Below are 21,336 nucleotides of genomic sequence, written 5' to 3' on the forward strand. Positions count from 1 at the left end.
CCGGGTCAGATCTCGGTGACGACGACGTCGAGGCGGTGGCCGTGCTCCTCGACGGTCCACCCCAGGTCGCGCCACGCGTCGGCGAGCGCACCGACCGTACGAGGAGCCGCGCCCTCGACGAGGAGCTCACGGACCAGCCGGCCCTTCGTGGCCTTGTTGAAATGGCTCACGACCGTCCGCTTGCCGCCCGACTCGTGGAGGACTCGTACGGTCGCGGTCCGAGCGAGCACGTCGGGTGACGGCTTCCAGAGCGCGGTGTAGGTCGAGGAGCGCAGGTCGATGAGGAGCCCGGAGCCGAGCGCCTCCTCGACGGCGGGTCCCAGCGCGTTGCGCCACTGACTCGCCATCGTCCCGAGGCCTGGCAGCGTCACGTTGCCCGAGAGCCGGTACGCGGGGATGCGGTCGGCAGGTCGCAGCAGGCCGAACAACGCGCTCGCGAACGCCAGCGACCGGCTCGCCCGGCGACGTGCAGCGGCGTCCAGCGAGGCGAGGTCGAGCGCGGCGTACAGCACGCCGTCGTACACGGCGTCGGCGCGCGCGGTCGGCTGCGACCAGAGCGCCGCGTCGCGGGCGACGGCATCGGCCTGCGTCGGTCCGAGGCCGAGCACCTCGGCGGCCCGAACAGGATCCTCGGCGCACAAGGTCACGAGCACGTCGGCGATCCGGCGACGGGTGTCGGTCAGCTCCGGGAACGACAACGCGTCCAGGTCGAGCGGGCGTCCGCGGCGTGGGACGGACTTGCCTTCGGACGGAGGGAGCAGGACGAGCACCCGAAGATCCTACGGAGCGGCACGGGCTGCTCCGGCCTCGCCCCGCGGGGGCGAGCGGGCGCTCCTAGGGTATGGCCATGGCTCACGCGTACTACGAGGTCGCTCCCGAGGCTGTGCCCGCACTCGAAGGGCGCATCGACGCGCTCGCCGACGAGCTCGGGATCGACGCGGCGTTCCCCGACGAGGTGACGGCCGAGGCCGAGGCCGCGGCGCGCGGCGTCGTCCTTCCCGCGCTCGACCGTACGGACCTGGCGATGGTGACCATCGACCCGCCGGGCGCGCGCGACCTCGACCAGGCGATGTTCCTCGAGCGGCGAGGCGACGGCTACACGGTCCACTACGCGATCGCCGACGTCGCCTCGTTCGTCGTGCCGGGCGGCGCGATCGACCGCGAGGTGCGCGAGCGGGGGGAGACCCTGTACGCCCCGACGCGCCGCATCCCGCTCCACCCGCCGACGCTGTCCGAGGACGCGGCGAGCCTGCTGCCCGGAGTCGTACGACCGGCCCTGCTGTGGAGCATCGACCTCGACGCGCAGGGGGCGCAGGTCGGGGCGGCCGTCGTCCGTGCGCAGGTGCGCAGCACGGCCCAGCTGGACTACGAGGGCGTGCAGCAGCAGGTCGACGCGGGGACGGCGCCCGAGACCCTTCTGCTGCTGAAGGAGGTCGGCGAGCTGCGCCAGCGCCTCGAGGCCGAGCGCGGCGGCGTCAGCCTGCCGCTGCCGTCCCAGGAGATCCAGCCGGCCGAGGACGGCGCGTGGCGGCTGTCGTACCGCCGTCCCGTCCCCTCCGAGGGCTGGAACGAGCAGATCTCGCTGCTGACGGGCATGGCCGCCGCCGCGATGATGGTCGAGGCGCGGGTCGGCCTCGTACGGACGCTCCCGCCCGCGGACGAGCGCGGGCTGCGACGCCTGCGCCGGGCGGCCCGCGGACTCGCGATCGCGTGGCCGGCCGAGATGCCGTACCCGGACTTCGTGCGCACCCTCGACCCGGCGCAGCCGCGCCACGTGGCGATGCTCGAGGCGTGCACCGGGCTGCTGCGCGGCGCAGGGTACGCGGCGTTCGACGGCGCTCTGCCCGAGCTCGTCGAGCACGCGGCGATCGCGGCGCCGTACGCCCACGCGACGGCACCGCTGCGACGGCTCGCCGACCGGTACGTGGGGGAGGTGTGCCTGGCGCTGAGCGCCGGCGAGCCCGTGCCGGACTGGGTGCGCCGCGACCTCCCGGAGCTGCCGAAGGTGATGGCGGGCACGGGGCGCCGCGCGTCGGCGTTCGACCGTGCGGTGCTCGACCTGGTCGAGGCCGTGGTCCTCGCGGACTCGGTGGGCGGCACGTTCGACGGGGTCGTCATCGACGCCGACGACAAGGACCCGAACAAGGGAGTCGTCCTTCTCGACGAGCCGGCGGTCGAGGCGCGGGTCGTGGGCACGGCGCCGCTGCCGCTGGGCGAACCGGTCCAGGTGGTGCTGGACGAGGCGGACGTCGACACGCGCACGGTCCGCTTCCGCCTCGCCGGTTGACCGGCGGCGTCAGAACGCGACGACGCCCTCGACCAGGAGCCAGATCCCGAAGACCGCGAAGAGCGCCGCAGCGCCGTACTTGATCGCCTTCTCCGGCAGCTGCTTGCCGAGCCAGGCGCCGACCAGGATTGCGAGCGCGTCGGCGAGCACCATGCCGATGGTGCTCCCGATCCACGTTCCGAACCAGTTCTCCTGCGTCGCCAGGGTGATCGTGGCGAGCATCGTCTTGTCGCCGAGCTCGGCGAGGAAGAAGGCGCCACCGACCGCCCAGATCGCCGCACCCTTGCTGCGCTGCGCCTTCTGACGCTCCTCGACGGTGAGCTGGTCACCGCGCAGCGTCCAGGCGGCGAAGACGAGGAAGGCGATGCCGGCCACCAGCGTGATCCAGTGCTGGGCGTCGGCGAACGCCTCGCCGATCCAGAAGCCGATCCCCACCGAGGCGAGGTGCACGACCGCGGTGGCGACGGTGATGCCGACGAGCACGTCGCGCGGGCGGTAACGGGTCGCGAACGTCATCGCGATGAGCTGGCTCTTGTCACCGAGCTCCGCCACGAAGATCACGGCGGTGCTCAGGAGCAGGGCGTACAGCATGAAAAAATCTCCTCGTCACCTGGACGAGGAGACTGCCTGGACGGCCCCTTCGACCAGGCACGTCCATAGGGTCGTGTCGCTGGCCGAAAGTCTCGTCCGCGTCACCGAGGTGACGCCTTCCGTACCGGACCCCGGAGGGTCAGTGTGTCGACACGGATGTTGGGGACTACTCCCTTTCGCTCCCTCCATCGTACGCCCGGCCGGTGCGGCGACCAAACCGGAGGTGACGTGGGCTACTCTGACAGGCGCGGATGAGTCGGCCGGGCGGCCGCGTCGTCCTTGGTGCGCACCAAGGACGCCGAGGAAGGTCCGGACTCCACAGAGCAACGGTGGTGGGTAACGCCCACCCACGGTGACGTGCGGGACAGTGCCACAGAAAACAGACCGCCAGCGGCCTCACGCCTCGTGCGTGAGGTGCGGGTAAGGGTGAAACGGTGGTGTAAGAGACCACCAGCGCTTCGGGTGACCGAGGCGGCTCGGTAAACCCCACTGGGAGCAAGACCAAGAAGGGCCTCCGGGCCCGCGCAGGCGCTGACGCTGCTCGCCGAGCCTGCGGGTAGGTCGCTGGAGCGTCGCGGTGACGCGGCGCCGAGAGAGATGGTCGCCGGGGCGGGGAGACGTCCTGACAGAATCCGGCCTACAGGCCGGCTCATCCGCCACTCAGAGCAGCGCGCCTCAGCGGCGCGCGGCGGCGCCGAGGAGCCCGCGGCGGTCGGCCCAGACCTCGAAGGCGACGGTGAGGAACGGCGGCACGGCCGACGCGAGTGCCGCGATCGCGACCTTGAACGACCAGCCGAACGTGCGCCAGGCGACGAGGCACATCACGACGTAGGCCACGAAGATGCCACCGTGGATCGGTCCGAAGATCTTGACGCCGAGCTCGGTCGTCTCGAGGACCCACTTGAAGAACATGCCGATCAGGAGGCCGGCCCAGGAGACGGCTTCGGCGAACGCCACGACACGGAACGCGAGGCGGGTGCGGGCATGGGTCTGCGGGGGCGTGGCGGTTGCGGTCACGGCACCGACCGTACCGGGTGCACCGGCGGGATCCGGCATCGGCTACGACAGTGCGTCGTAGATCACGGGAGCGTGAGGATCTCCGCGCCCGAGTCGGTCACGAGGAGCGTGTGCTCGAACTGCGCCGTGCGGGACTTGTCGCGGGTGGTCGCCGTCCAGCCGTCGTCCCACATGTCCCAGTCGGTGGTGCCGAGGGTGAGCATCGGCTCGATCGTGAACGTCATGCCCGGCTTGATCACGGTGTCGGCCGCAGGATCGTCGTAGTGCGGGATGATCAGCCCGTCGTGGAACGCGGGACCGACCCCGTGGCCGGTGAAGTCGCGCACCACGCCGTAGCCGAACCTCTTCGCGTACGACTCGATGACGCGGCCGATGACATTGATCTGGCGCCCCGGTCGGACCGCGCGGATCGCGCGCATCAGCGCCTCGTGGGTGCGCTCGACGAGCAGGCGCGACTCCTCGTCGACGTCGCCGACGAGGTAGGTCTTGTTGGTGTCGCCGTGCACGCCCCCGATGTAGGCGGTGATGTCGATGTTGACGATGTCGCCGTCCTCGAGCGGACGCGCGTCAGGGATGCCGTGACAGATGACCTCGTTGACGCTCGCGCACAGCGACTTGGGGTAGCCGCGGTAGCCCAGCGTCGAGGGGTACGCGCCGTGGCGCACGAGGAACTCGTGGCCGATCGCGTCGAGCTCGTCGGTCGTCACGCCGGGGGCGATCGCCGCCTCGACGGCGTCGAGCGCCTGCGCCGCGATCCGGCTGGCGACCCGCATCGCGTCGATGGTCTCGGCCGAGCGCACCTCGGGCCCGTCGTATGCGGCCGGCCGGGCCTTGCCGACGTACTCCGGGACGGCGATGGAGGCGGGCACCGTACGGCGCGGGGACTGGGCGTGGGGGGTCAGCACGGTCACGCCCCCGAGTTTAGATGCGAGCCCCACGTGCCGACGCGCGTGTCGGGGACGTCGGGCAGGATGTGGGAAGGAGGTCGAGATGACGGACGAGAAGTTCTACTACTGCATCAAGCACCACGCGGTCGAGGGTGCGGACGGGTGTCGGGCGATCGACCGCCTCGGCCCGTACGACACCCGTGAGGAGGCCGAGCGCGCGCTCGAGATCGCGCAGGAGCGCAACGAGCGCTGGGACGACGATCCGGCGTGGAACGACAACGACGACGACCGCTCCGCGTGAAGGGGAGGGCATGAGTCTCTCGATGCCTGAGGGCACGCGTGCGTTCGCCGACGTCACCGCCGTGCGCGCCGTGGGCGACGGTTTCGAGGCCGTCGTCGACCCGCAGTGGGGGATCGGCGGCAAGCCGAACGGCGGGTACCTGCTCGCGATGCTCGCCCGCGCGGCGGTGACCCGCGCGGGTCACGAGCACGTGGTCGCCGCGTCGGTCCACTTCCTCCACTCACCAGACGCCGGTCGGGTGGAGATCGAGACGACGGTGCTGCGCAAAGGCCGTAGCGCCGACCACGTCCGGGCGACGCTGCTGCAGGACGGTCGTGCGTGCGTCGAGGCGACGTTCATGGTCGGCACCCTGGAGGAGGGGACCACCCCGTACTGGGCCGCTGGAGCGCCTGCTCGCCCGTCGGGCGATCGCGCAGAGGGCGTCCGGGTGCCGGGCATCAGCCCCACCGGGACGCCGGTGCCGATCATGGAGCAGGTCGACCTGCGGCTCGACCCGGCGACGATGGGCTTCGGCGCGGGGAGGCCGAGCGGGTCCGGTGAGCTGCGCGGCTGGCTGGCGCTGCTCGACGACGCGCCGTTCGACCCGCTCTCGCTGCTCTTCGCGGTCGACGCACTGCCGCCGGCCACGTTCGAGGTGGCCCCGACGGGGTGGGTGCCGACGCTGGAGCTGACCGCGTACGTACGGGCGCTGCCGGTGCCCGGGCCGGTCACGATCCTGCACCGTGCGCAGGTCGTCGAGGCGCAGCGCGTCGACGAGGCCACGTTCGTCTGGGACAGCGCCGGCCGGCTGGTCGCCCAGGCCACGCAGCTCGCCGCGATCCGCCTCGGCTGAGTCCGCGGCGGTGGTGGTTTGCCACGCCAGCGTGGCAGCCTCTGGTTGGCGCGGCATGCTTGCCGCGCCAACCGCGGTTTGCCGCGCCGGCGTGGCAAGCCGCAGAGGGTTCCCGCGCCGGCGTGGCAAACCCTTAGGGGCGGGCCGTCAGAAGGTGTGCTCCTCGCTGGGGAACGCTCCGCCTTCGACGTCGGCGACGTACGCCTTCGCCGCGTCGAGCATGGTCGTCCGCAGGTCGGCGTACTTCTTCACGAACCGCGGCAGGCGTCCGGCGTTGAGGCCCATCATGTCCTGCCAGACCAGCACCTGGGCGTCCGTGCCGGCACCGGCGCCGATCCCGATGGTGGGGATGTGGAGCTTCGCGGTGATCTCGGCCGCCACGTCGCCCGGCACCATCTCCATGACCACCGCGAACGCCCCGGCCTCCTGGACGGCCAACGCGTCGTCGATGGTCTTCTGCGCGGCACCGCCGCGACCCTGGACCCGGTAGCCGCCGAGCGCGTGCTCGGACTGCGGCGTGAAGCCGATGTGCGCGCACACGGGGACGCCCCCGTCGACGAGACGCCGGATCTGCGGCGCCATCTCCGCACCGCCCTCCAGCTTCACGCCGTGGGCGTGCCCTTCCTTCATGAACCGCACCGCCGTGTCGTACGCCTGCTCCGGCGAGCCCTGGTACGACCCGAAGGGCAGGTCAGCGAGCACGAACGCGTGCTTCGCCGACCGTGACACGGCGCGCACGAGGGGGACGAGCTCGTCGACGCTGACGGGCAGCGACGACTCGTACCCGTAGACGTTGTTGGCCGCGGAGTCGCCGACGAGCAGGACGTGCACGCCCGCCTCGTCGAAGATCTGCGCGGTGTACTGGTCGTACGAGGTGAGCATCGTCCACTTCTCGCCACGCTCCTTCATCTGCTGGAGCGTGAACGTCCGGACCCGCTTGCGCGCCGGCGGTGCGGTCGCGGACGAGGCGGACGAAGCGGACGTGGTAGACGGAGCGGCGCCGGTGCCGTACGGCGCGGGCTCTTCCTGCGGGGTGCCGCCCGTGGCGGCAGACGTGTTCTCGGACATCGTGATCCTTCGTTCTCGCAGCTCCCGGATGGAGTCCACGGACGCCTTCAGACTGCCACGGGATCCGGGGGTCGTCGTACCCGCGGCGAAGCACCTGGAGTGTGTTTTGCGTTACACGACGGACCACCGCTCGCCGCGCGGAAGTAACGCGGCGCCGCCAGATTGGGTCCGCACGCATTTTCATCGTGCGAAGAGCATCGTGTGAAGAGCATCGAGCGAAGGGTGGAGTCGATGACCGAACCACAGACGGCGCAGGGGAGCCGACGCCGCAGGCGACGCGGACGGGTGGTGGCGCCGCTCGGCGTTCTCGCTCTCGCGTGCGCCGCGCTGGCACCGGGATCGGCGGTGGCGGACCAGCCGAGCCCGTACGAGCCGGGGCTGACGACGGTCGTCGAGGTGACGCTGGACGGGCGCAAGGACTACGAGCGGCTGACGGCGCTCGGGCTGGACGAGGTCAGCCACCACGGCGGCGCCGCGCACGACGGTGGCGACGTCGAGGTGATGCTGCACGACGAGTCGGACGCGCGCACGCTGCGCAAGGCGGGGTTCTCGTGGGACGTCGTGGTCGAGGACGTCGACGCGGTCAACCGCAAGGCGCGCGCGCAGGAGGCGGCGGCCGCCGCCGCTGCTGCCGCCGACCCGGCGGCACGCTCGGACCTGCCGACAGGGCGCGTCTCGTACCGGACGCTCACCGAGGTCAACGCCGAGCTGAAGACGCTCGCAGAGCGCTACCCCGACACGGTGAAGCTCTTCCGGCTGCCGCGTCCGTCGCTGCTGGGCACCCCGGTCTACGGAGTCGAGGTCACCCACGACGTCGACAAGGACAGCGGCAAGCCGGCCTTCCTGCTCACCGGCCTCACCCACTCGCGCGAGTGGCCCACGACCGAGCTGACGATGGAGTTCCTCTGGGACCTCGTCCAGAACGACCGCTCGGACGCGCGCATCACGTCGCTGCTCGAGCGCGGACGTCTCGTCGCGGTCCCGGTCGTCAACCCCGACGGGTACGAGATGTCGCGCGGGCTCATCCACGAGCAGAAGCGCAAGAACTGCCGCGTGGTCGACGGCCAGGTCCCGACGCGGGCGCAGTGCGCAGCCCCCGAGGCCGCGAACGTCGGCGTCGACCTGAACCGCAACTACACCGCCTTCTGGGGCGGTCCGGGTTCGGGTGCGCGGACGGTCGACAGCAACTACCGCGGTGCTGCGCCGGCGTCGGAGCCCGAGATCGCCAACATGATCGACCTCGTCAACGCGCACCAGGTGACTCTCGCGATCAGCAACCACACGCCCGACGAGCGGGTGCTGCGCGCGCCGAGCGCCCCCAACGAGCCGACGCCTGCCGAGGAGGCGATCTACCAGCAGCTCGCCGAGATCCTCGGCCAGATCATGGGCTGGCCCGCCGGGCCGTGGCCGGAGATCTACTACGACGCGAGCGGGACGGCGGAGCAGACGTCCTTCTACACCAGCGGCACCTTCGCGTTCACGTTCGAGAACACCCCGGGGCACCGCAACAACGACCGCTTCCACCCGCCGTACCCGTCGGTGATCGACCAGTACCTCGGCACGGGCGAGTACGAGGGGTCGACCGCGCGCGAGGCCTTCCTTACCGCCTTCGGGCAGGCGAGCGACCCGACCTACCACGCGGTGGTGTCGGGCACGGCCAAGCCGGGCACCCAGCTGTCGCTGAGCAAGGACGTCTCGCTGATCACGTCCCCGGTCACGCTGCCCGGTGAGCCGACGCCGCTGGTGCTGCCCGTCGACGACCGCGTGGAGACGACCATGACCGTGCCGTCCGCTGGACGGTTCTCGTGGCACGTCAACCCGTCGGACCGCCCGAGCCAGGCGGCGACGGCGAACGTCAAGGAGACCTGGAGCCTCGCGTGCCGCCGCGGAAACGGTGCGTGGAAGGACGCCGGCCAGATCCGCGTCACCCGCGGGCAGGAGGTGACGCTCGACCGCTCCGCGCTGCCGCCCAGCTGCTGAGGTGCGGAGGCGACCTCCGGTCCGCGGGCGCGACGCCGCGCGGGCCGGAGGTCGTCGCGCTCACTCCTCGACGAGGTGCTCGCGCCAGCCGTGGGTCATCGGCACGCGGCGGTCGCGGCCGAAGTTGCGGCGGGTGACCTTGGGGCCCGGCGGGTACTGGCGACGCTTGTACTCGGCGCGGTCGACCAGCGTCACGACGCGTTCGACGAGCGCCGGGTCGTACCCCTCCGCGACGACGGCCGCCGCCGGCAGGTCCCGCTCGACGTATGCGTCGAGGATGCCGTCGAGGATCTCGTACGGGGGGAGGGAGTCGGTGTCGAGCTGGCCGGGGCGAAGCTCTGCGGACGGGGGCTTGCTGATGGCGTTCTCCGGGATCGGCGGGGTCTCGCCGCGCGCCTCGGCGTACGCGTTGCGCCACCGGGCGAGCTCCCAGACCAGCGTCTTGCGGACGTCCTTGATCGGGGCGTAGCCGCCGACGGCGTCCCCGTAGATCGTCGAGTAGCCGGTCGCGACCTCGGACTTGTTGCCGCAGGCGAGCACGAGGTGCCCCTCCTGGTTGGACAGCCCCATCCAGACGACGGCGCGGACGCGTGCCTGGAGGTTCTCCTCGGCCAGGCCCGTCAGGCCGAGCGCCTCCTGGAACGCGTCGACCATCGGCGCGATCGGGACCGTCCGCAGGTCGAGCCCCGTACGGCGGGCCAGCTCGGCGGCGTCGGAGCGCGAGTGCTCGGTCGAGTACGCGCTGGGGTTGGACACGCCGAACACCCGGTCGGCACCGAGCGCGTCGACGGCGATCGCGCCGCACAGCGTGGAGTCGATGCCTCCGGACAGGCCCAGCAGCACTGAGCGGAAGCCGTTCTTCTCGACGTAGTCGCGCAGCCCGGTGACGAGGGCGCGGTAGATCTCCTCCAGGTCGTCGAGCCGTGGCAGGACAGGGGGAGTGACGGGCTCGTACGGCTCGACCGGGTCGGTGGAGATGACCGTGCGGACGACACGGAGCCCGGCGAAGCGGGTGTCGGTCGGCGGCATCAGACGACGGGCCGCGGGGAGCTCGAGGTCGACGACGAGGAGCTCCTCGACGAACTGCGCCGTACGACCGAGCAGCGTGCCGTCGGCGTCGACGACCAACGAGTCGCCGTCGAAGACGAGCTCGTCCTGGCCGCCGACGAGGTTGACGTACGCCAGCGCGCAGTCGCCCTCGACGGCACGGCGGCGGCAGAGGTCGAGGCGCACGTCGTCCTTCGCGGCCTCGTACGGGGAGCCGTTCGGCACGACGAGCAGGCCCGCCCCGGAGGCGCGCACCGCCGACGCGATGCCGTCGCGCCACAGGTCCTCGCAGATCACCATCGCGACGTCGGTGCCCCGCACCTCGAGGACGTGGAGGACGTCGCCAGGGACGAAGTTGCGGATCTCGTCGCCGACGCCGTAGTTCCAGAGGTGCACCTTGGCCTGCCGCGCCACGATCTCGCCGCCGTGCATCACGGCGAGGGCGTTCTGCGGGGCGTTCTTGGGGACGCCGGGACCCTCGACGACGCCCTCGGCCTGGTCGAGGAAACCGACGATCGCGACCAGGTCTCCGAGGCCCTCGGCGGCGAGCGTACGGGCGAGCTCGGCGGCCTTCGCACGCGAGGCGGCGACGACCGAGGCGCGCATCGAGAGGTCCTCGAGGGGGTATCCGGTGAGCACCATCTCGGGGAAGACGACGAGGTGCGCGCCCGCCTCGTGCGCCTCTCGGCAGCGGCTCAGGACGAGCTCGGCGTTGCCGTCGAGATCTCCGACGCGGGCATTGACCTGGGCGAGAGCGACACGAAGCTGAGGCACGTGGCGAGCCTAGCGTTCGTCGACGCGGGACCCAGTTCACCCGCGCGTCATGAATCCCCGGCACACTGGCCCCATGGGTAAGCAGGAAGACTTCGTGCTGCGTGCGCTCGAGGAGCGTGACGTCCGCTTCGTACGGCTGTGGTTCACCGACGTCCTCGGGCATCTGAAGTCCGTGGCGGTCGCGCCCGCGGAGCTCGAGGGTGCCTTCGACGAGGGCATCGGGTTCGACGGATCGGCGATCGAGGGCTTCGCCCGCGTCCACGAGGCCGACATGCTCGCGAAGCCGGACCCGTCGACGTTCCAGATCCTGCCGTGGCGCGGCGAGACCCCCGCGACCGCACGCATGTTCTGCGACATCCAGCTCCCCGACGGCAGCCCCTCGTACGCCGACCCGCGCTTCGTCCTGAAGCGGACGCTCGCGAAGGCCGCGGAGATGGGCTTCACCTTCTACACCCACCCCGAGGTCGAGTTCTTCCTGTTCAAGGGCAAGCCCGAGCCCGGTGGCGTGCCGGTGCCGGTCGACGACTCCGGCTACTTCGACCACACCGCGCAGGGCGGCGGCCAGGACTTCCGTCGCGAGGTCATCACGATGCTGGAGGCGATGGGCATCTCCGTCGAGTACAGCCATCACGAGGGCGCGCCGGGCCAGCAGGAGATCGACCTGCGCTACGCCGACGCGCTGACGACGGCGGACAACATCATGACGTTCCGTACGGTCGTCCGTGAGGTCGCGCTGAGCCAGGGCCTGTGGGCGAGCTTCATGCCGAAGCCGTTCACCGACCACCCCGGGTCCGGCATGCACACCCACATGAGCCTGTTCGAGGGCGACGAGAACGCCTTCTACGAGGCGGGCGCGGAGTACCAGCTGTCGCGCACCGGCCGCTCGTTCATCGCCGGCATCCTCCAGCACACCCCGGAGATCACCGCGATCACGAACCAGTGGGTCAACTCGTACAAGCGGCTGATCTTCGGCGGCGAGGCGCCGTCGTACGTGTGCTGGGGCCACAACAACCGCTCCGCGCTCGTGCGCGTGCCGATGTACAAGCCGCAGAAGCGCGGGTCGGCGCGCATCGAGCACCGCGCGATCGACTCCGGGTGCAACCCGTACCTGGCCTTCGCCGCCGTCCTCGCCGCCGGCCTGAAGGGCATCGAGGAGGGGTACGAGCTTCCGCCCGAGGCCGAGGACGACGTCTGGGCCCTGACGGAGACCGAGCGTCGTGCGCTCGGCATCTCGCCGCTCCCGCGCAACCTCGACGAAGCCATCCGCGAGATGGAGAGCAGCGAGCTGATCGCCGAGACGCTGGGCGAGCACGTGTACGACTTCTTCCTGCGCAACAAGCGGGCGGAGTGGCACGAGTACCGCTCACAGGTGACGCAGTTCGAGCTCGACCGGCTGGTGACCCGGGTCTGAGCGTGGCGGACGAGCGAAGGCCGCAGCGGCTGCGGACGACGTCGGGCTGGCTCGCGCGGCTCGGCTTCGCAGACGCCGACGCTGCCGCCGGGCTGCTCGACGCCTGCGGCCTCACCTCTGCCGCGGTCGTCGAGCGTGTGGCCCAGGGAGCCGATCCCGACCTCGCGCTGCGGACGCTGTGCGCGATCGCGGACGTGTACGAGGCCGACGAGCCGCTCGAGGCGCAGCTCGAGGCAGATGCCGAGCTGCTCACGCGGCTGGTCGCGGTGCTGGGGGCGAGCCAGGCGCTCGGCGAGTTCCTCGTCCGCCACCCCGCGGTCGTGCTGGACCTGCGCGCGACGACCATGCCCCTCGAACCCCGCGACCAGGCGGCGTTCGAGGCGGTGCTCGCCGACGTCGCCGATCCCGACGCGCTGCGCGTCGCCTACCGCCGTCAGCTCGTGCAGATCGCCGCACGCGACCTCACCCGTCGCAGCAGCTACGACCAGACGTCGGCGGAGCTCTCCGACCTCGCGGGCGCCACGCTGGCGACGGCGCTCCGGCTGGCCCGCGAGGAGGTCGAGGGAGCCGAGCAGGCGCGTCTCGCCGTGATCGCGATGGGCAAGTGCGGCGGCCGTGAGCTGAACTACGTCAGCGACGTCGACGTCGTGTTCGTCCATGCCCCTGCCGAGGGCGCGGACGAGCAGCGGGCGACCCGGATCGCCACGAGGCTGGCATCGACGCTGATGCGCATCTGCAGCGACCACACCCGTGAGGGCACCATCTGGGAGGTCGACGCGAACCTCCGTCCGGAGGGCAAGGACGGTCCGCTCGTCCGCCTGGTCTCCAGCCACGCCGCCTACTACGAGCGGTGGGCGAGCACGTGGGAGTTCCAGGCGCTCCTCAAGGCGCGACCGGTCGCCGGGGACGCCGACCTCGGGCGCGAGTACCTCGACGCCGTGATGCCGCAGGTGTGGCAGGCGGCTACCCGGCCGCACTTCCTCGCGGACACCCGGGCCATGCGCCGGCGCGTCATCGACAACATCCCCGCTCAGCAGCTCGACCGGGAGCTCAAGCTGGGCCCGGGCGGGCTTCGCGACGTCGAGTTCGCGGTGCAGCTTCTCCAGCTCGTCCACGGGCGTACGGACGAGCGCCTGCGGGTCCGCTCGACGACCGGGGCGCTCCAGGCGCTCGTGGACGGTGGGTACGTCGGCCGTACGGACGGCGCGGCGATGACCGAGGCATACACGTTCCTGCGGACCTTCGAGCACCGCATCCAGCTCGACGGTCTGCGGCGTACCCACCTCGTGCCGACCGATCCGCACACGCTGCGCATGATCGGGCGCACGATGGCGTTCCGGTCCGACCCGGAGACCAACCTCCTCAAGGAGTGGCAGGCACAGCGCCGGGAGGTGCTGCGCCTCCACCAGAAGCTGTTCTACCGTCCGCTGCTCGACGCGGTCGCGGCGATGCCGTCCGACGCGCTGCGGCTCACGCCGGAGGCGGCGCAGGCCCGGCTCGAGGCGCTCGGGTACGACGACCCGCGCGCCGCGCTCACCCACATCGCGGCGCTCACCACCGGCGTCCGCAGGTCGGCGGCGATCCAGCGCCAGCTCATGCCGGCGATGCTCGCGTGGTTCGCGGAGTCGCCCAACCCCGACGGGGGGCTGCTGGCGTTCCGCAAGGTCTCGGAGAGCCTCGGGACGACCCACTGGTACCTGCGCAAGCTGCGCGACGAGGGCGAGGGGGCCGAGCAGCTGGCCAAGCTGCTCGCCGGCAGCGCGTACGTCACGGACCTGATCCTTCGGGCACCGGAGGCGGTCGCGATCCTCGGCGACGACGCCGAGCTCGTGCCACGCAGCCTCGAGCGGATCGCGACCGAGACCCGCTCGGCCGCCCGGCGCCGCGAGGACCCGACCGAAGCGATCCGTACGGTGCGGCGGGTCCGCCGGCGCGAGCTGTCGCGTGTCGCCACCGCCGACGTCCTCGGCAGGCTCGACGTGGTCGACGTCGGCCACGCGCTGAGCGACGTCAGCATCGCCACCTTGGAGGCGGCGCTCGAGGTCGCGACACGGACCGTGGCGTCGCAGCGCGGGGGAGAGGTCCCCACGCGGATGTCGGTCGTGCTCATGGGGCGGCTCGGAGGGCGGGAAGCCGGGTACCGGTCGGATGCCGACGTCATGTTCGTGCACGACCCCGTGCCCGGAGCAGAGGACTCGGCCGCGTCGCAGTTCGCGACCGCTGTGGCCACCGAGCTGCGTCGCGTCCTCGCCGGCGCCGGACCCGACCCGGCGCTGGAGGTGGACGCCGACCTGCGTCCCGAAGGTCGCTCGGGACCCCTCGTGCGGTCTCTCGCCTCGTACCGTGCCTACTACGAGCGGTGGTCGATGGTGTGGGAGGCGCAGGCGTTGCTGCGCGCGGCGCCGATCGTCGGAGACCCCGACCTCAACGCCGCGTTCCGTGACCTCATCGACCCGCTGCGGTGGCCCGCCGAAGGTGTCTCCGAGGAGGATGTGCGCGAGATCCGCCGGATCAAGGCGCGCGTGGACTCCGAGCGGCTGCCGCGGGGAGCCGACCCGGCGACGCACCTGAAGCTCGGGCGGGGCGGCATCGCCGACGTCGAGTGGACGGTCCAGCTGATGCAGATGCAGTACGCCCACGCGGTCGACGGATTGCGGACCACCGAGACGCTCCCCGCCCTGCACGCAGGCGTGGACGCCGGCCTCCTCGCGGCGGACGACGCCGCGGTGCTCGAGTCCGCGTGGCGGCTCGCGAGCCGGGTCCGCAACGCGTACGTGCTGCTGCGCAACCGTCCTGCAGTGTCGCTGCCCGACAACGCCAACGACAGGGCTGGCGTGGCGTGGCTGCTCGGGTACGGGATCGACGGTGGTGAGCAGATGGTCGACGACTACCTGCGGGCGACGCGGCGCGCACGTCAGGTCGTCGAGCGGTTGTTCTGGGGCTAGGAGCGCGCAGCGCCCCTGAGCAGGTCATGGCCGGCCGGTTGCGGGGACCGGCCGGCCATCTCGTGTTGCCTCTACCCTGCGGTGCGCTCGCCCGTGAGAAGGGCGGCCCTTTCCCCTGTCGTCAGACCACCCCAGACGCCGTAAGGCTCCTTCACCTTGAGCGCGTGCTGCAAGCACTGGTCACGGACTACGCAGCGCGCGCAGTACGTCTTGGCCAGGTGCTCCCGAGCGTGCCGCCGAGGGCCGCGCTCTGACTCCGGTGAGAAGAACGTCTCAGGGTCTGCCTCACGACAGGCTCCCTCGTACTGCCATTCGTACGCCTCCATCAGAGGCATTGGAAGGCGGGCAATGCTTGCCATGTTGGTACCCCCTATGAATCAACGCGGCATGCAACTGGTTCAGAACTTATCCAAATCTGATTCAACGCACAAGATCCCATGTGGCGCGAGCCACGTGCACACGGGACACTCGATGACGAGATACTCCTTCCACAGACGCGCGGGCGGTCCTGCGCGTCTCGAACCCAGAAGAACCGAACGAGCCTTGCGAGGCGGCGCTGGAGACGAGAATGGGCGACGAGACTGAGCTCCTCTGGGGCGTCGGTGCGGTTGCCGAGCGCGTCGGGGTCGCGACCCCGACGCTGCGGACCTGGGAGCGCCGGTACGGCATCGGCCCGAGCCAGCGCACCGGGGGAGGGCACCGTCGCTACACCGAGACCGACATCCGCCGGGTCCAGCTGATGAACCGCATCGTGTCCAGCGGGGTCTCCGCGCAGTCGGCCGCCCGCGTCGCGCTCTCGCTCGACGGCGGCGGACTCGTCGCGGCCCTCGCCTCTGACGACCCGCTCTACAACGCGCCCGGCCACGTCATCGCCACCCCGGACGAGTCGGTGACCCGCATCGTGGGCGCCGGGTCGTCCCTCGACGTCGTCGGCCTGACCTCCGTGCTGTCCGACGCCGTGCGCGACTGGGGTGTCCTCGGCGCCTGGGTGAACGTCCTCGCGCCCGCGCTGCGCGAGGTGGCCGAGGGTGTCGAGTCCGGTGTCCTCGGGGTGGAGTCGCAGCGCATCGTCCTCGAACGCCTCGAGGTCGAGCTGCGCTCGGTTGCGCGGACGTACGCGCCTCGCTACGTCGGTGCCCGCCCGCTCGTACTCGCGTCGGTCGACGCCGAGGCCGAGTCGCTGGCCGTCCTCGCCCTCGAGGCCGCGCTCGCCGGCAAGGGCGTCGCGGTCTTCTCGCTCGGGTTCGAGGTCACGAAGGAGGCGGTCGCCGGCCTGCTGCGCCGTGTCTCGCCGTCGGCCGTCTACCTCTGGGCCAGCGCGGACGTCGACAGCGCCCGCGAGGTGGTCGACGCCGTCGTGGAGGTCGGTCGGTCCGCGCCGGTGCTGCTCGGCGGCACGGGGTGGGCGGCAGTCCTGAGGGAGACGAGCGGGTTCACCGGTGACGTCGAGCTCATGCCGGCACCTGAGCTCCTGTCCACCGCGGACCGGCTCTTCGGGCTCATGCAGGGGACGACGGCGGCACTCTGAGCGCCTGCATCGGGTCGCCGTAGCGTTCGAGCCGGTCGGTCATCTCGGTGCACAGCACCTGCCGGACCTTGGTGGGGTCGTCGAGCTCCTCCCACGTGCGCGGGGCAGCGACCCACGGGCGAGAGCGGCCACGCAGCGAGTACGGCGTCACCGTGGTCTTCGCGCGGACGTTCTGGCTCCAGTCCAAGAACACCTTGCCCTTGCGGTCGGAGCGCTTCATCGCCGACAGGACGCGGTCCGGGTGCTCACCGGACAGCTCGTCGGCGATCGCGCGTGCGTAGTCGCGCAGCGCGTCGGGCGAGGACTCGCGGCCGTGGGACGCGTACAGGTGCAGTCCCTTGCTGCCGCTGGTGACGGGGACCGTGGCCCATCCGTCCGCCTCGAGCCGGTCCCGTACGAGGTGCCCGACCCGGACGGCCTCCTCCAGGCCGGCAGGCGCTCCGGGGTCCAGGTCGATCACGAGCCGGTCGGCGTCGCGGATGCCGCCACGGGGCCCGACCGTCCACTGGGGCGTGTGGAGCTCGAGCGCCGCGAGGTTCGCCAGCCACACGAGGTCGGAGCGGTGCTCGACCACGGGGAACACGAGCGTCTCGCGCCCCGTGGAGCTGCCCGGCGTCGCGATCTCGACCGTACGGACCCAGTCGGGCGTGCCCCGGGGGACGTTCTTCTCGAAGAACGCGTCCGCCTCGACGCCGTTCGGCCACCGCTTGCGCGTGCACGGCCGGTCGGCGAGCTGCTCGAGGAGCGGCTCCGCGACGGACAGGACGTACCGGATGACGTCGTACTTGGTCGTCTTGTCGTCGGGATAGAGCACCTTGTCGAGGTTGCTCACCTTCAACGACCGTCCGTCGACGTCCAGGGCGCTCGAGGTCATGCCCCACGATGGCACGGCCGAGGTGGACAAGCACGGCTCGAGGGACCCCGGGGCGGGGCTACATTGCGCCAAAGGGGGTGGTCCACGTGGGCGACACCGATCCCGACCGTTGGGTCGAGCTGCGGGTGCACGGGGTCAGCGGTACGCCGCCGGGCTCGATGCTCGATCGTCCTCACGTCGTCCAGGTCGGAGGCGACGACGAGTCTCGCTACTTCCGTTCCACCGACGCCGCGGGAGCAGAGCTTCCCGGTGACGACGGCCAGATCCTCGAGGCGTACCACTGGGGTCGGCTCACGTCGGGGAGCAGGGTCAAGGCGCTGTGGCTGGTCCTGCTGCCGTTCGGGATGGTCAACGCGGCGCAGTTCATGCTCCTGCCGGTGGGCAACAACCGGCTCGCCGCGTTCGTGCAGTGGCTCTGCCGCTGCCTGCTCCGGCTCCTCGCGATCCTGCTGACCTCCTTGTTCGCCTTCACGACCGGGCTCATCCTCATCGACCTGCTCGCGTGGCGCTGGGCGCCGGACGTGCGGTTCCTCGGCAGCCTCGACCCGAACTTCGTCGTCGGTGCGGCCACCGCGCTCAGCGGCGTGGTGGTGTTCATGCTGCCGATCCTCGGCCGCGGGTACGAGGGCGGCCGCGTCGCGCGATGGTGGGAGCTGGTGCGTTCGCCCGGCTCGCGCACCTCGCACGTCGGGCTGTCCGGTCCGTCGCCGGGGGCCGACGCGCCGACGCCCCTGGGCGACGACGCGTTCTACGCAGGCGACTCCGACGCGCCGGTCCTGCGCGACCTGCACCTCGTGGCCGGCTGGCTGGTCGTCTGCGCGATGGGCGTGTGGGCCCCGCACCCGACCGCGTGGCGCCACGACGACCTCGCGCTGCGGCTGGCGATCGGGTCATGGGTGGTGGTGGTCGCGCTCGCGGCCCTGCTCGGGGAGCCCGAGAGCCCGCGCAGCGCGCGACTCCCGTCCGCCCTGGTCCACGCGCGGCGCCTCTGGCACTGGCTGATGGGGGTCGTGTCGCCGCTGCTCGTCCTCGCGAGCGGTGCGCTCCTCGTCTGGGTCGTCGCCACCACCAACGGCATCAGCGAGACGGAGTGGACCAAGGTGTTCGACCGTCCTGCGTCGTTCGACTACATCGCCAACTGGCTCCTCGTCATCGGTGTCGTGGTCCTCGTCGCGCTGCTCCTCGCCAACGCGCTGCTGGTCGCCACGCTGTGGCGCGACCGTCCGGCCAAGGGGACTGCTGCCCGCGCGTTCATGCCGTACGCCGGGGGCATGGCCGCCTCGGTCGTCGCCGCGATCGGGACGTTCGTCGGCGTCGGGTTCTCCGCAGCGGTGGCGACAGGGCTGTCGTCGCTGCTCGACCTGTCGCAGTCGCCGTCGGACAACCCGATGGCCGGCGACCTCAACGTCGGCACCACCCCGATGCTCGACCGGGTGGCGTACGCCTGGGGGCTCAACGTCGCGGTGTTCGCGCTCATCGCGCTCGCTCTGCTTGTGTGGCGCATGCGGCCGAAGGTCCGGCACGCCGTCCGCGACCGGGTCGGGGCGATGTACCGCGGCTCGGACGACCCCCTGCTGACCGACCGCTGGCAGAAGCGCGTGCGCAAGGCGGTGCACCTCTCGCGTCTCAAGAACGCGATCGGCATCTGCTGCGCGGCGTTCGTCGCCTTCGGCATGGTGCTCGCCGCCGTGCTGGCGTGGGAGCTGTGGCCGTGCCGCAACGCCAGCGAGATCGGCCAGTGCCGCGAGGCGTGGGGGCTCCTCGACCTGGCGAGCCAGCCGAAGTACGTCATCGCCGAAGGCGGCCTCGCCCGCTCCAACGTGGTCGCGCTGTTCGGGGCGTGGGTGCTGCTGGCCGCCGCGGGTGCTCTGCTCGCGGCGAGCCGCAAGGCGGTGGCGCAGGAGGGCAAGCGCCGCGGTCTGAACGTCGCGTGGGACGTCCTGGGGTTCTGGCCCCACGCGGTCCACCCGTTCGCGCCGCGCCCGTACTCCCAGCGCAGCATCAAGGACCTGCGCGAGCGGGTGCGCTGGCACCTCGCGCGACATCCGGTGCGCGACGACAGACGGACCGTCGTGCTCTGCGGGCACAGCCAGGGCAGCCTCGTGAGCTTCGCGACTCTGATGACGCTGCCGCAGGCCGAGCGCGACCGCGTGGCGCTGCTGACGTTCGGCTCGCAGCTGCGCGTGATCTTCCCCCGCGCGTTCCCTGAGTACGTGAGCTTCGCGTCGATCGCCTGGCTGTACGACCAGATGGGCGGGGCGTGGATCAACCTCTACCGCGTCACCGACCAGCTGGCGGGCCCGGTGCTGTCGTGGTGGCGCGAGATCGACACGAGCGCGCACGCGGGGCAGCCGCCGGCGAGCTCGTGGCACTTCCCGGCTCCGTACGACCAGGCCAAGCCCGACACGTACGAGGGGTCCCACCAGACTCGGCGCTGCGGTGCCGACTGGCGGCTCGCCGACCCGGTCGCCTACGACCCGGGGATGCAGGACGGCGCGGTCGCGGAGATCCTCGGGCACTCGTGGTACGCGAGGAACCCGGACTGGATCGAGGCCCTGCGCGCGGTGCGGTCAGAGCCGCCGAAACGGCGAACGACCCCGGATCGGGGGAAATCCGAGGCCGTTCAAGGCTGAGGGAGGCGAGCCCTCCCCAGCGACGTTTCGTCGTTCTGGCTGCCGGAAGCCTAGCGGGTGGTCGCCGTCACGTTGCAGGGGGGTGGGACAAACGGAGAACGGCCCCGGATCGGGGGATTCCGGGGCCGCTCGTGGCTGAGGAGCAAGCGGGGTCGACCGCCCCTCAGCGTCTCGGGGGACCGCCGACGCGGCGATCCGTAACACGGTGGCATCCCCGTGTTACGGGCGTGTTTCGATTGCGCGGTGCGTCGGCGCCCGGGCCTCGCGGTGCGAGAGATTCGGACGACCCGCCGCTGGCCCTTGGAGGAGATGTGACCGAGCCCCTGATCGAGACCCCGACGCCCGGAGGGGTCGAGCGGACGGCCGAGCTGGCGCGACGGTGGTTGCCGGCGTTCCTCGCCGGGCGACGCGCGGACGACGACGTCTACGCCCCGGGAGTGAGCACCTGGCACAACGTCGGTGAGCGCGAGGCCGAGATCGAGCGGACGCCGTCGCGGACCAGGCAGGTGCAGGCCGGGGCCGACCTGCGCGTCGAGGACGTACGGGTCAAGGTCTTCGACGGGGGGTGGGTCGTGCAGGCGGTGACCGTCGGGACCAGCGCGGACGGAGAGCCGGTCCGCATCCCGTCGTGCCTGGTGGTGACCCTCCACGAGGGGCGGATCGCACGCTTCGAGGAGTACGCCGACTCCGCAGCGGTGGAGCGGTTGTTCGGGGCGTCCTGACCGCCCGGCATGATCGGGCCATGAGGTTCACCGAGCACGAGCTGACCGCGGCAGTCACCGGGGCGGCCAAGACCGTCATGGCGGCGCAGAGCAAGGATGTGCGCAAGGGGCGCCGCAGCGTCGACGAGGCGTGGGAGGCGTTGTCGCGCTACGAGCGCTACCAGCTGATGAGCGGCCTCGGCGACCAGCTTCTCCCCGTGCTGGTCAGCCTCCCCGACGTCGAGGTCGAGGCCGGCACCCGCCCGACCTTCACGGAGGAGCAGATCGTCGCGGCGGTCGAGGAACGTCTCGGCGACGAGCGGGGCATCCGTCGCAAGGCGGTGCTCAAGGCGCGTACCGCGCTCGTCCAGGTCGCGCTGTCGTTCGTGCCGCCCCGCTCGGACCCCGACGCGCTCACGGTGCCCGACCACCTCTGAGCACGTCCCTCGTCCGCGGTTCT

18 protein-coding genes and 1 other RNA gene are annotated in these 21,336 nt (G+C 71.6%); 11 read left to right on the forward strand and 8 right to left on the reverse strand.

The window, feature by feature from the left end; all coding sequences use genetic code 11:
• Positions 1-5 precede the first annotated feature (5 nt).
• The gene (gene yaaA / locus NYZ95_RS13230; RefSeq protein WP_262851783.1) at positions 6-770 is read right to left on the reverse strand and encodes a peroxide stress protein YaaA; all 765 of its coding nucleotides are present in this window, start codon (positions 768-770) and stop codon (positions 6-8) included.
• Positions 771-847: 77 nt separating this feature from the next.
• Between yaaA and NYZ95_RS13235 the strand changes: the two genes are divergently transcribed.
• Positions 848-2,287: an RNB domain-containing ribonuclease gene (locus NYZ95_RS13235; RefSeq protein WP_262851784.1), complete on the forward strand. Its 1,440-nt coding sequence runs from the start codon at positions 848-850 to the stop codon at positions 2,285-2,287.
• Between the two features lie 9 nt (positions 2,288-2,296).
• Here the strand turns inward: NYZ95_RS13235 and NYZ95_RS13240 are convergent, their stop codons facing one another.
• Positions 2,297-2,878, reverse strand: a complete 582-nt coding sequence (locus NYZ95_RS13240) for a TMEM165/GDT1 family protein (RefSeq protein ID WP_262851785.1) — start codon at positions 2,876-2,878, stop codon at positions 2,297-2,299.
• Between the two features lie 252 nt (positions 2,879-3,130).
• Here NYZ95_RS13240 and rnpB point away from each other — a divergent pair.
• An RNA gene (gene rnpB / locus NYZ95_RS13245) (RNase P RNA component class A) lies at positions 3,131-3,534 on the forward strand.
• A 19-nt stretch (positions 3,535-3,553) separates the two neighbouring features.
• Here the strand turns inward: rnpB and NYZ95_RS13250 are convergent.
• Both NYZ95_RS13250 and map read right to left on the reverse strand, forming a co-directional pair.
• The gene (locus NYZ95_RS13250; RefSeq protein ID WP_262851786.1) at positions 3,554-3,895 is read right to left on the reverse strand and encodes a DUF3817 domain-containing protein; all 342 of its coding nucleotides are present in this window, start codon (positions 3,893-3,895) and stop codon (positions 3,554-3,556) included.
• Between the two features lie 62 nt (positions 3,896-3,957).
• The gene (map, locus tag NYZ95_RS13255; RefSeq protein ID WP_262851787.1) at positions 3,958-4,806 is read right to left on the reverse strand and encodes a type I methionyl aminopeptidase; all 849 of its coding nucleotides are present in this window, start codon (positions 4,804-4,806) and stop codon (positions 3,958-3,960) included.
• A gap of 79 nt (positions 4,807-4,885) precedes the next feature.
• Between map and NYZ95_RS13260 the strand changes: the two genes are divergently transcribed.
• Positions 4,886-5,083: a hypothetical protein gene (locus tag NYZ95_RS13260; protein ID WP_262851788.1), complete on the forward strand. Its 198-nt coding sequence runs from the start codon at positions 4,886-4,888 to the stop codon at positions 5,081-5,083.
• A gap of 10 nt (positions 5,084-5,093) precedes the next feature.
• Complete coding sequence (locus NYZ95_RS13265) at positions 5,094-5,915, forward strand: thioesterase family protein (protein WP_262851789.1); 822 nt, start codon at positions 5,094-5,096, stop codon at positions 5,913-5,915.
• 147 nt (positions 5,916-6,062) lie between these two features.
• Here the strand turns inward: NYZ95_RS13265 and panB are convergent, their stop codons facing one another.
• Positions 6,063-6,983: a 3-methyl-2-oxobutanoate hydroxymethyltransferase gene (gene panB, locus NYZ95_RS13270; RefSeq protein ID WP_262851790.1), complete on the reverse strand. Its 921-nt coding sequence runs from the start codon at positions 6,981-6,983 to the stop codon at positions 6,063-6,065.
• Positions 6,984-7,214: 231 nt separating this feature from the next.
• Here panB and NYZ95_RS13275 point away from each other — a divergent pair, with 231 nt between their 5' ends.
• Entirely contained in the window at positions 7,215-8,963 is a 1,749-nt protein-coding gene (locus tag NYZ95_RS13275; RefSeq protein WP_262851791.1) for a M14 family zinc carboxypeptidase, read from the forward strand.
• Positions 8,964-9,023: 60 nt separating this feature from the next.
• Here NYZ95_RS13275 and NYZ95_RS13280 read toward each other — a convergent pair whose 3' ends face one another.
• Entirely contained in the window at positions 9,024-10,784 is a 1,761-nt protein-coding gene (locus NYZ95_RS13280) for an NAD+ synthase (protein ID WP_262851792.1), read from the reverse strand.
• 73 nt (positions 10,785-10,857) lie between these two features.
• Here NYZ95_RS13280 and NYZ95_RS13285 point away from each other — a divergent pair, with 73 nt between their 5' ends.
• Together NYZ95_RS13285 and NYZ95_RS13290 are read left to right on the forward strand one after the other, a co-directional pair.
• The gene (locus NYZ95_RS13285) at positions 10,858-12,195 is read left to right on the forward strand and encodes a glutamine synthetase family protein (RefSeq protein ID WP_262851793.1); all 1,338 of its coding nucleotides are present in this window, start codon (positions 10,858-10,860) and stop codon (positions 12,193-12,195) included.
• A gap of 2 nt (positions 12,196-12,197) precedes the next feature.
• Positions 12,198-15,140, forward strand: a complete 2,943-nt coding sequence (locus tag NYZ95_RS13290) for a bifunctional [glutamine synthetase] adenylyltransferase/[glutamine synthetase]-adenylyl-L-tyrosine phosphorylase (protein WP_262851794.1) — start codon at positions 12,198-12,200, stop codon at positions 15,138-15,140.
• Positions 15,141-15,211: 71 nt separating this feature from the next.
• Here NYZ95_RS13290 and NYZ95_RS13295 read toward each other — a convergent pair whose 3' ends face one another.
• Positions 15,212-15,499, reverse strand: coding sequence for a WhiB family transcriptional regulator (locus NYZ95_RS13295; protein WP_167008119.1), 288 nt, complete (start codon positions 15,497-15,499; stop codon positions 15,212-15,214).
• A gap of 209 nt (positions 15,500-15,708) precedes the next feature.
• Between NYZ95_RS13295 and NYZ95_RS13300 the strand changes: the two genes are divergently transcribed.
• A complete protein-coding gene (locus NYZ95_RS13300; RefSeq protein WP_262851795.1) occupies positions 15,709-16,668 on the forward strand; it encodes a MerR family transcriptional regulator in 960 nt (319 codons plus the stop codon).
• Here the strand turns inward: NYZ95_RS13300 and ligD are convergent.
• Complete coding sequence (ligD, locus tag NYZ95_RS13305) at positions 16,640-17,542, reverse strand: non-homologous end-joining DNA ligase (protein WP_262851796.1); 903 nt, start codon at positions 17,540-17,542, stop codon at positions 16,640-16,642. The two genes, NYZ95_RS13300 and ligD, sit on opposite strands and share 29 nt — an antisense overlap.
• Positions 17,543-17,628: 86 nt before the next feature.
• Between ligD and NYZ95_RS13310 the strand changes: the two genes are divergently transcribed.
• The 3 genes from NYZ95_RS13310 (at position 17,629) to NYZ95_RS13320 (ending at position 21,313) form a co-directional block, all read left to right on the forward strand.
• Positions 17,629-20,175 (forward strand): hypothetical protein, encoded by a 2,547-nt coding sequence (locus NYZ95_RS13310; RefSeq protein WP_262851797.1) that lies wholly within the window; start codon positions 17,629-17,631, stop codon positions 20,173-20,175.
• Between the two features lie 311 nt (positions 20,176-20,486).
• A complete protein-coding gene (locus NYZ95_RS13315) occupies positions 20,487-20,897 on the forward strand; it encodes a nuclear transport factor 2 family protein (RefSeq protein WP_262851798.1) in 411 nt (136 codons plus the stop codon).
• Positions 20,898-20,917: 20 nt separating this feature from the next.
• Positions 20,918-21,313 (forward strand): hypothetical protein, encoded by a 396-nt coding sequence (locus NYZ95_RS13320; protein WP_262851799.1) that lies wholly within the window; start codon positions 20,918-20,920, stop codon positions 21,311-21,313.
• The last annotated feature ends 23 nt before the right edge of the window (positions 21,314-21,336 follow it).

The organism is Mumia quercus, from assembly GCF_025506335.1.
GTDB classification, from domain to species: domain Bacteria; phylum Actinomycetota; class Actinomycetes; order Propionibacteriales; family Nocardioidaceae; genus Mumia; species Mumia quercus.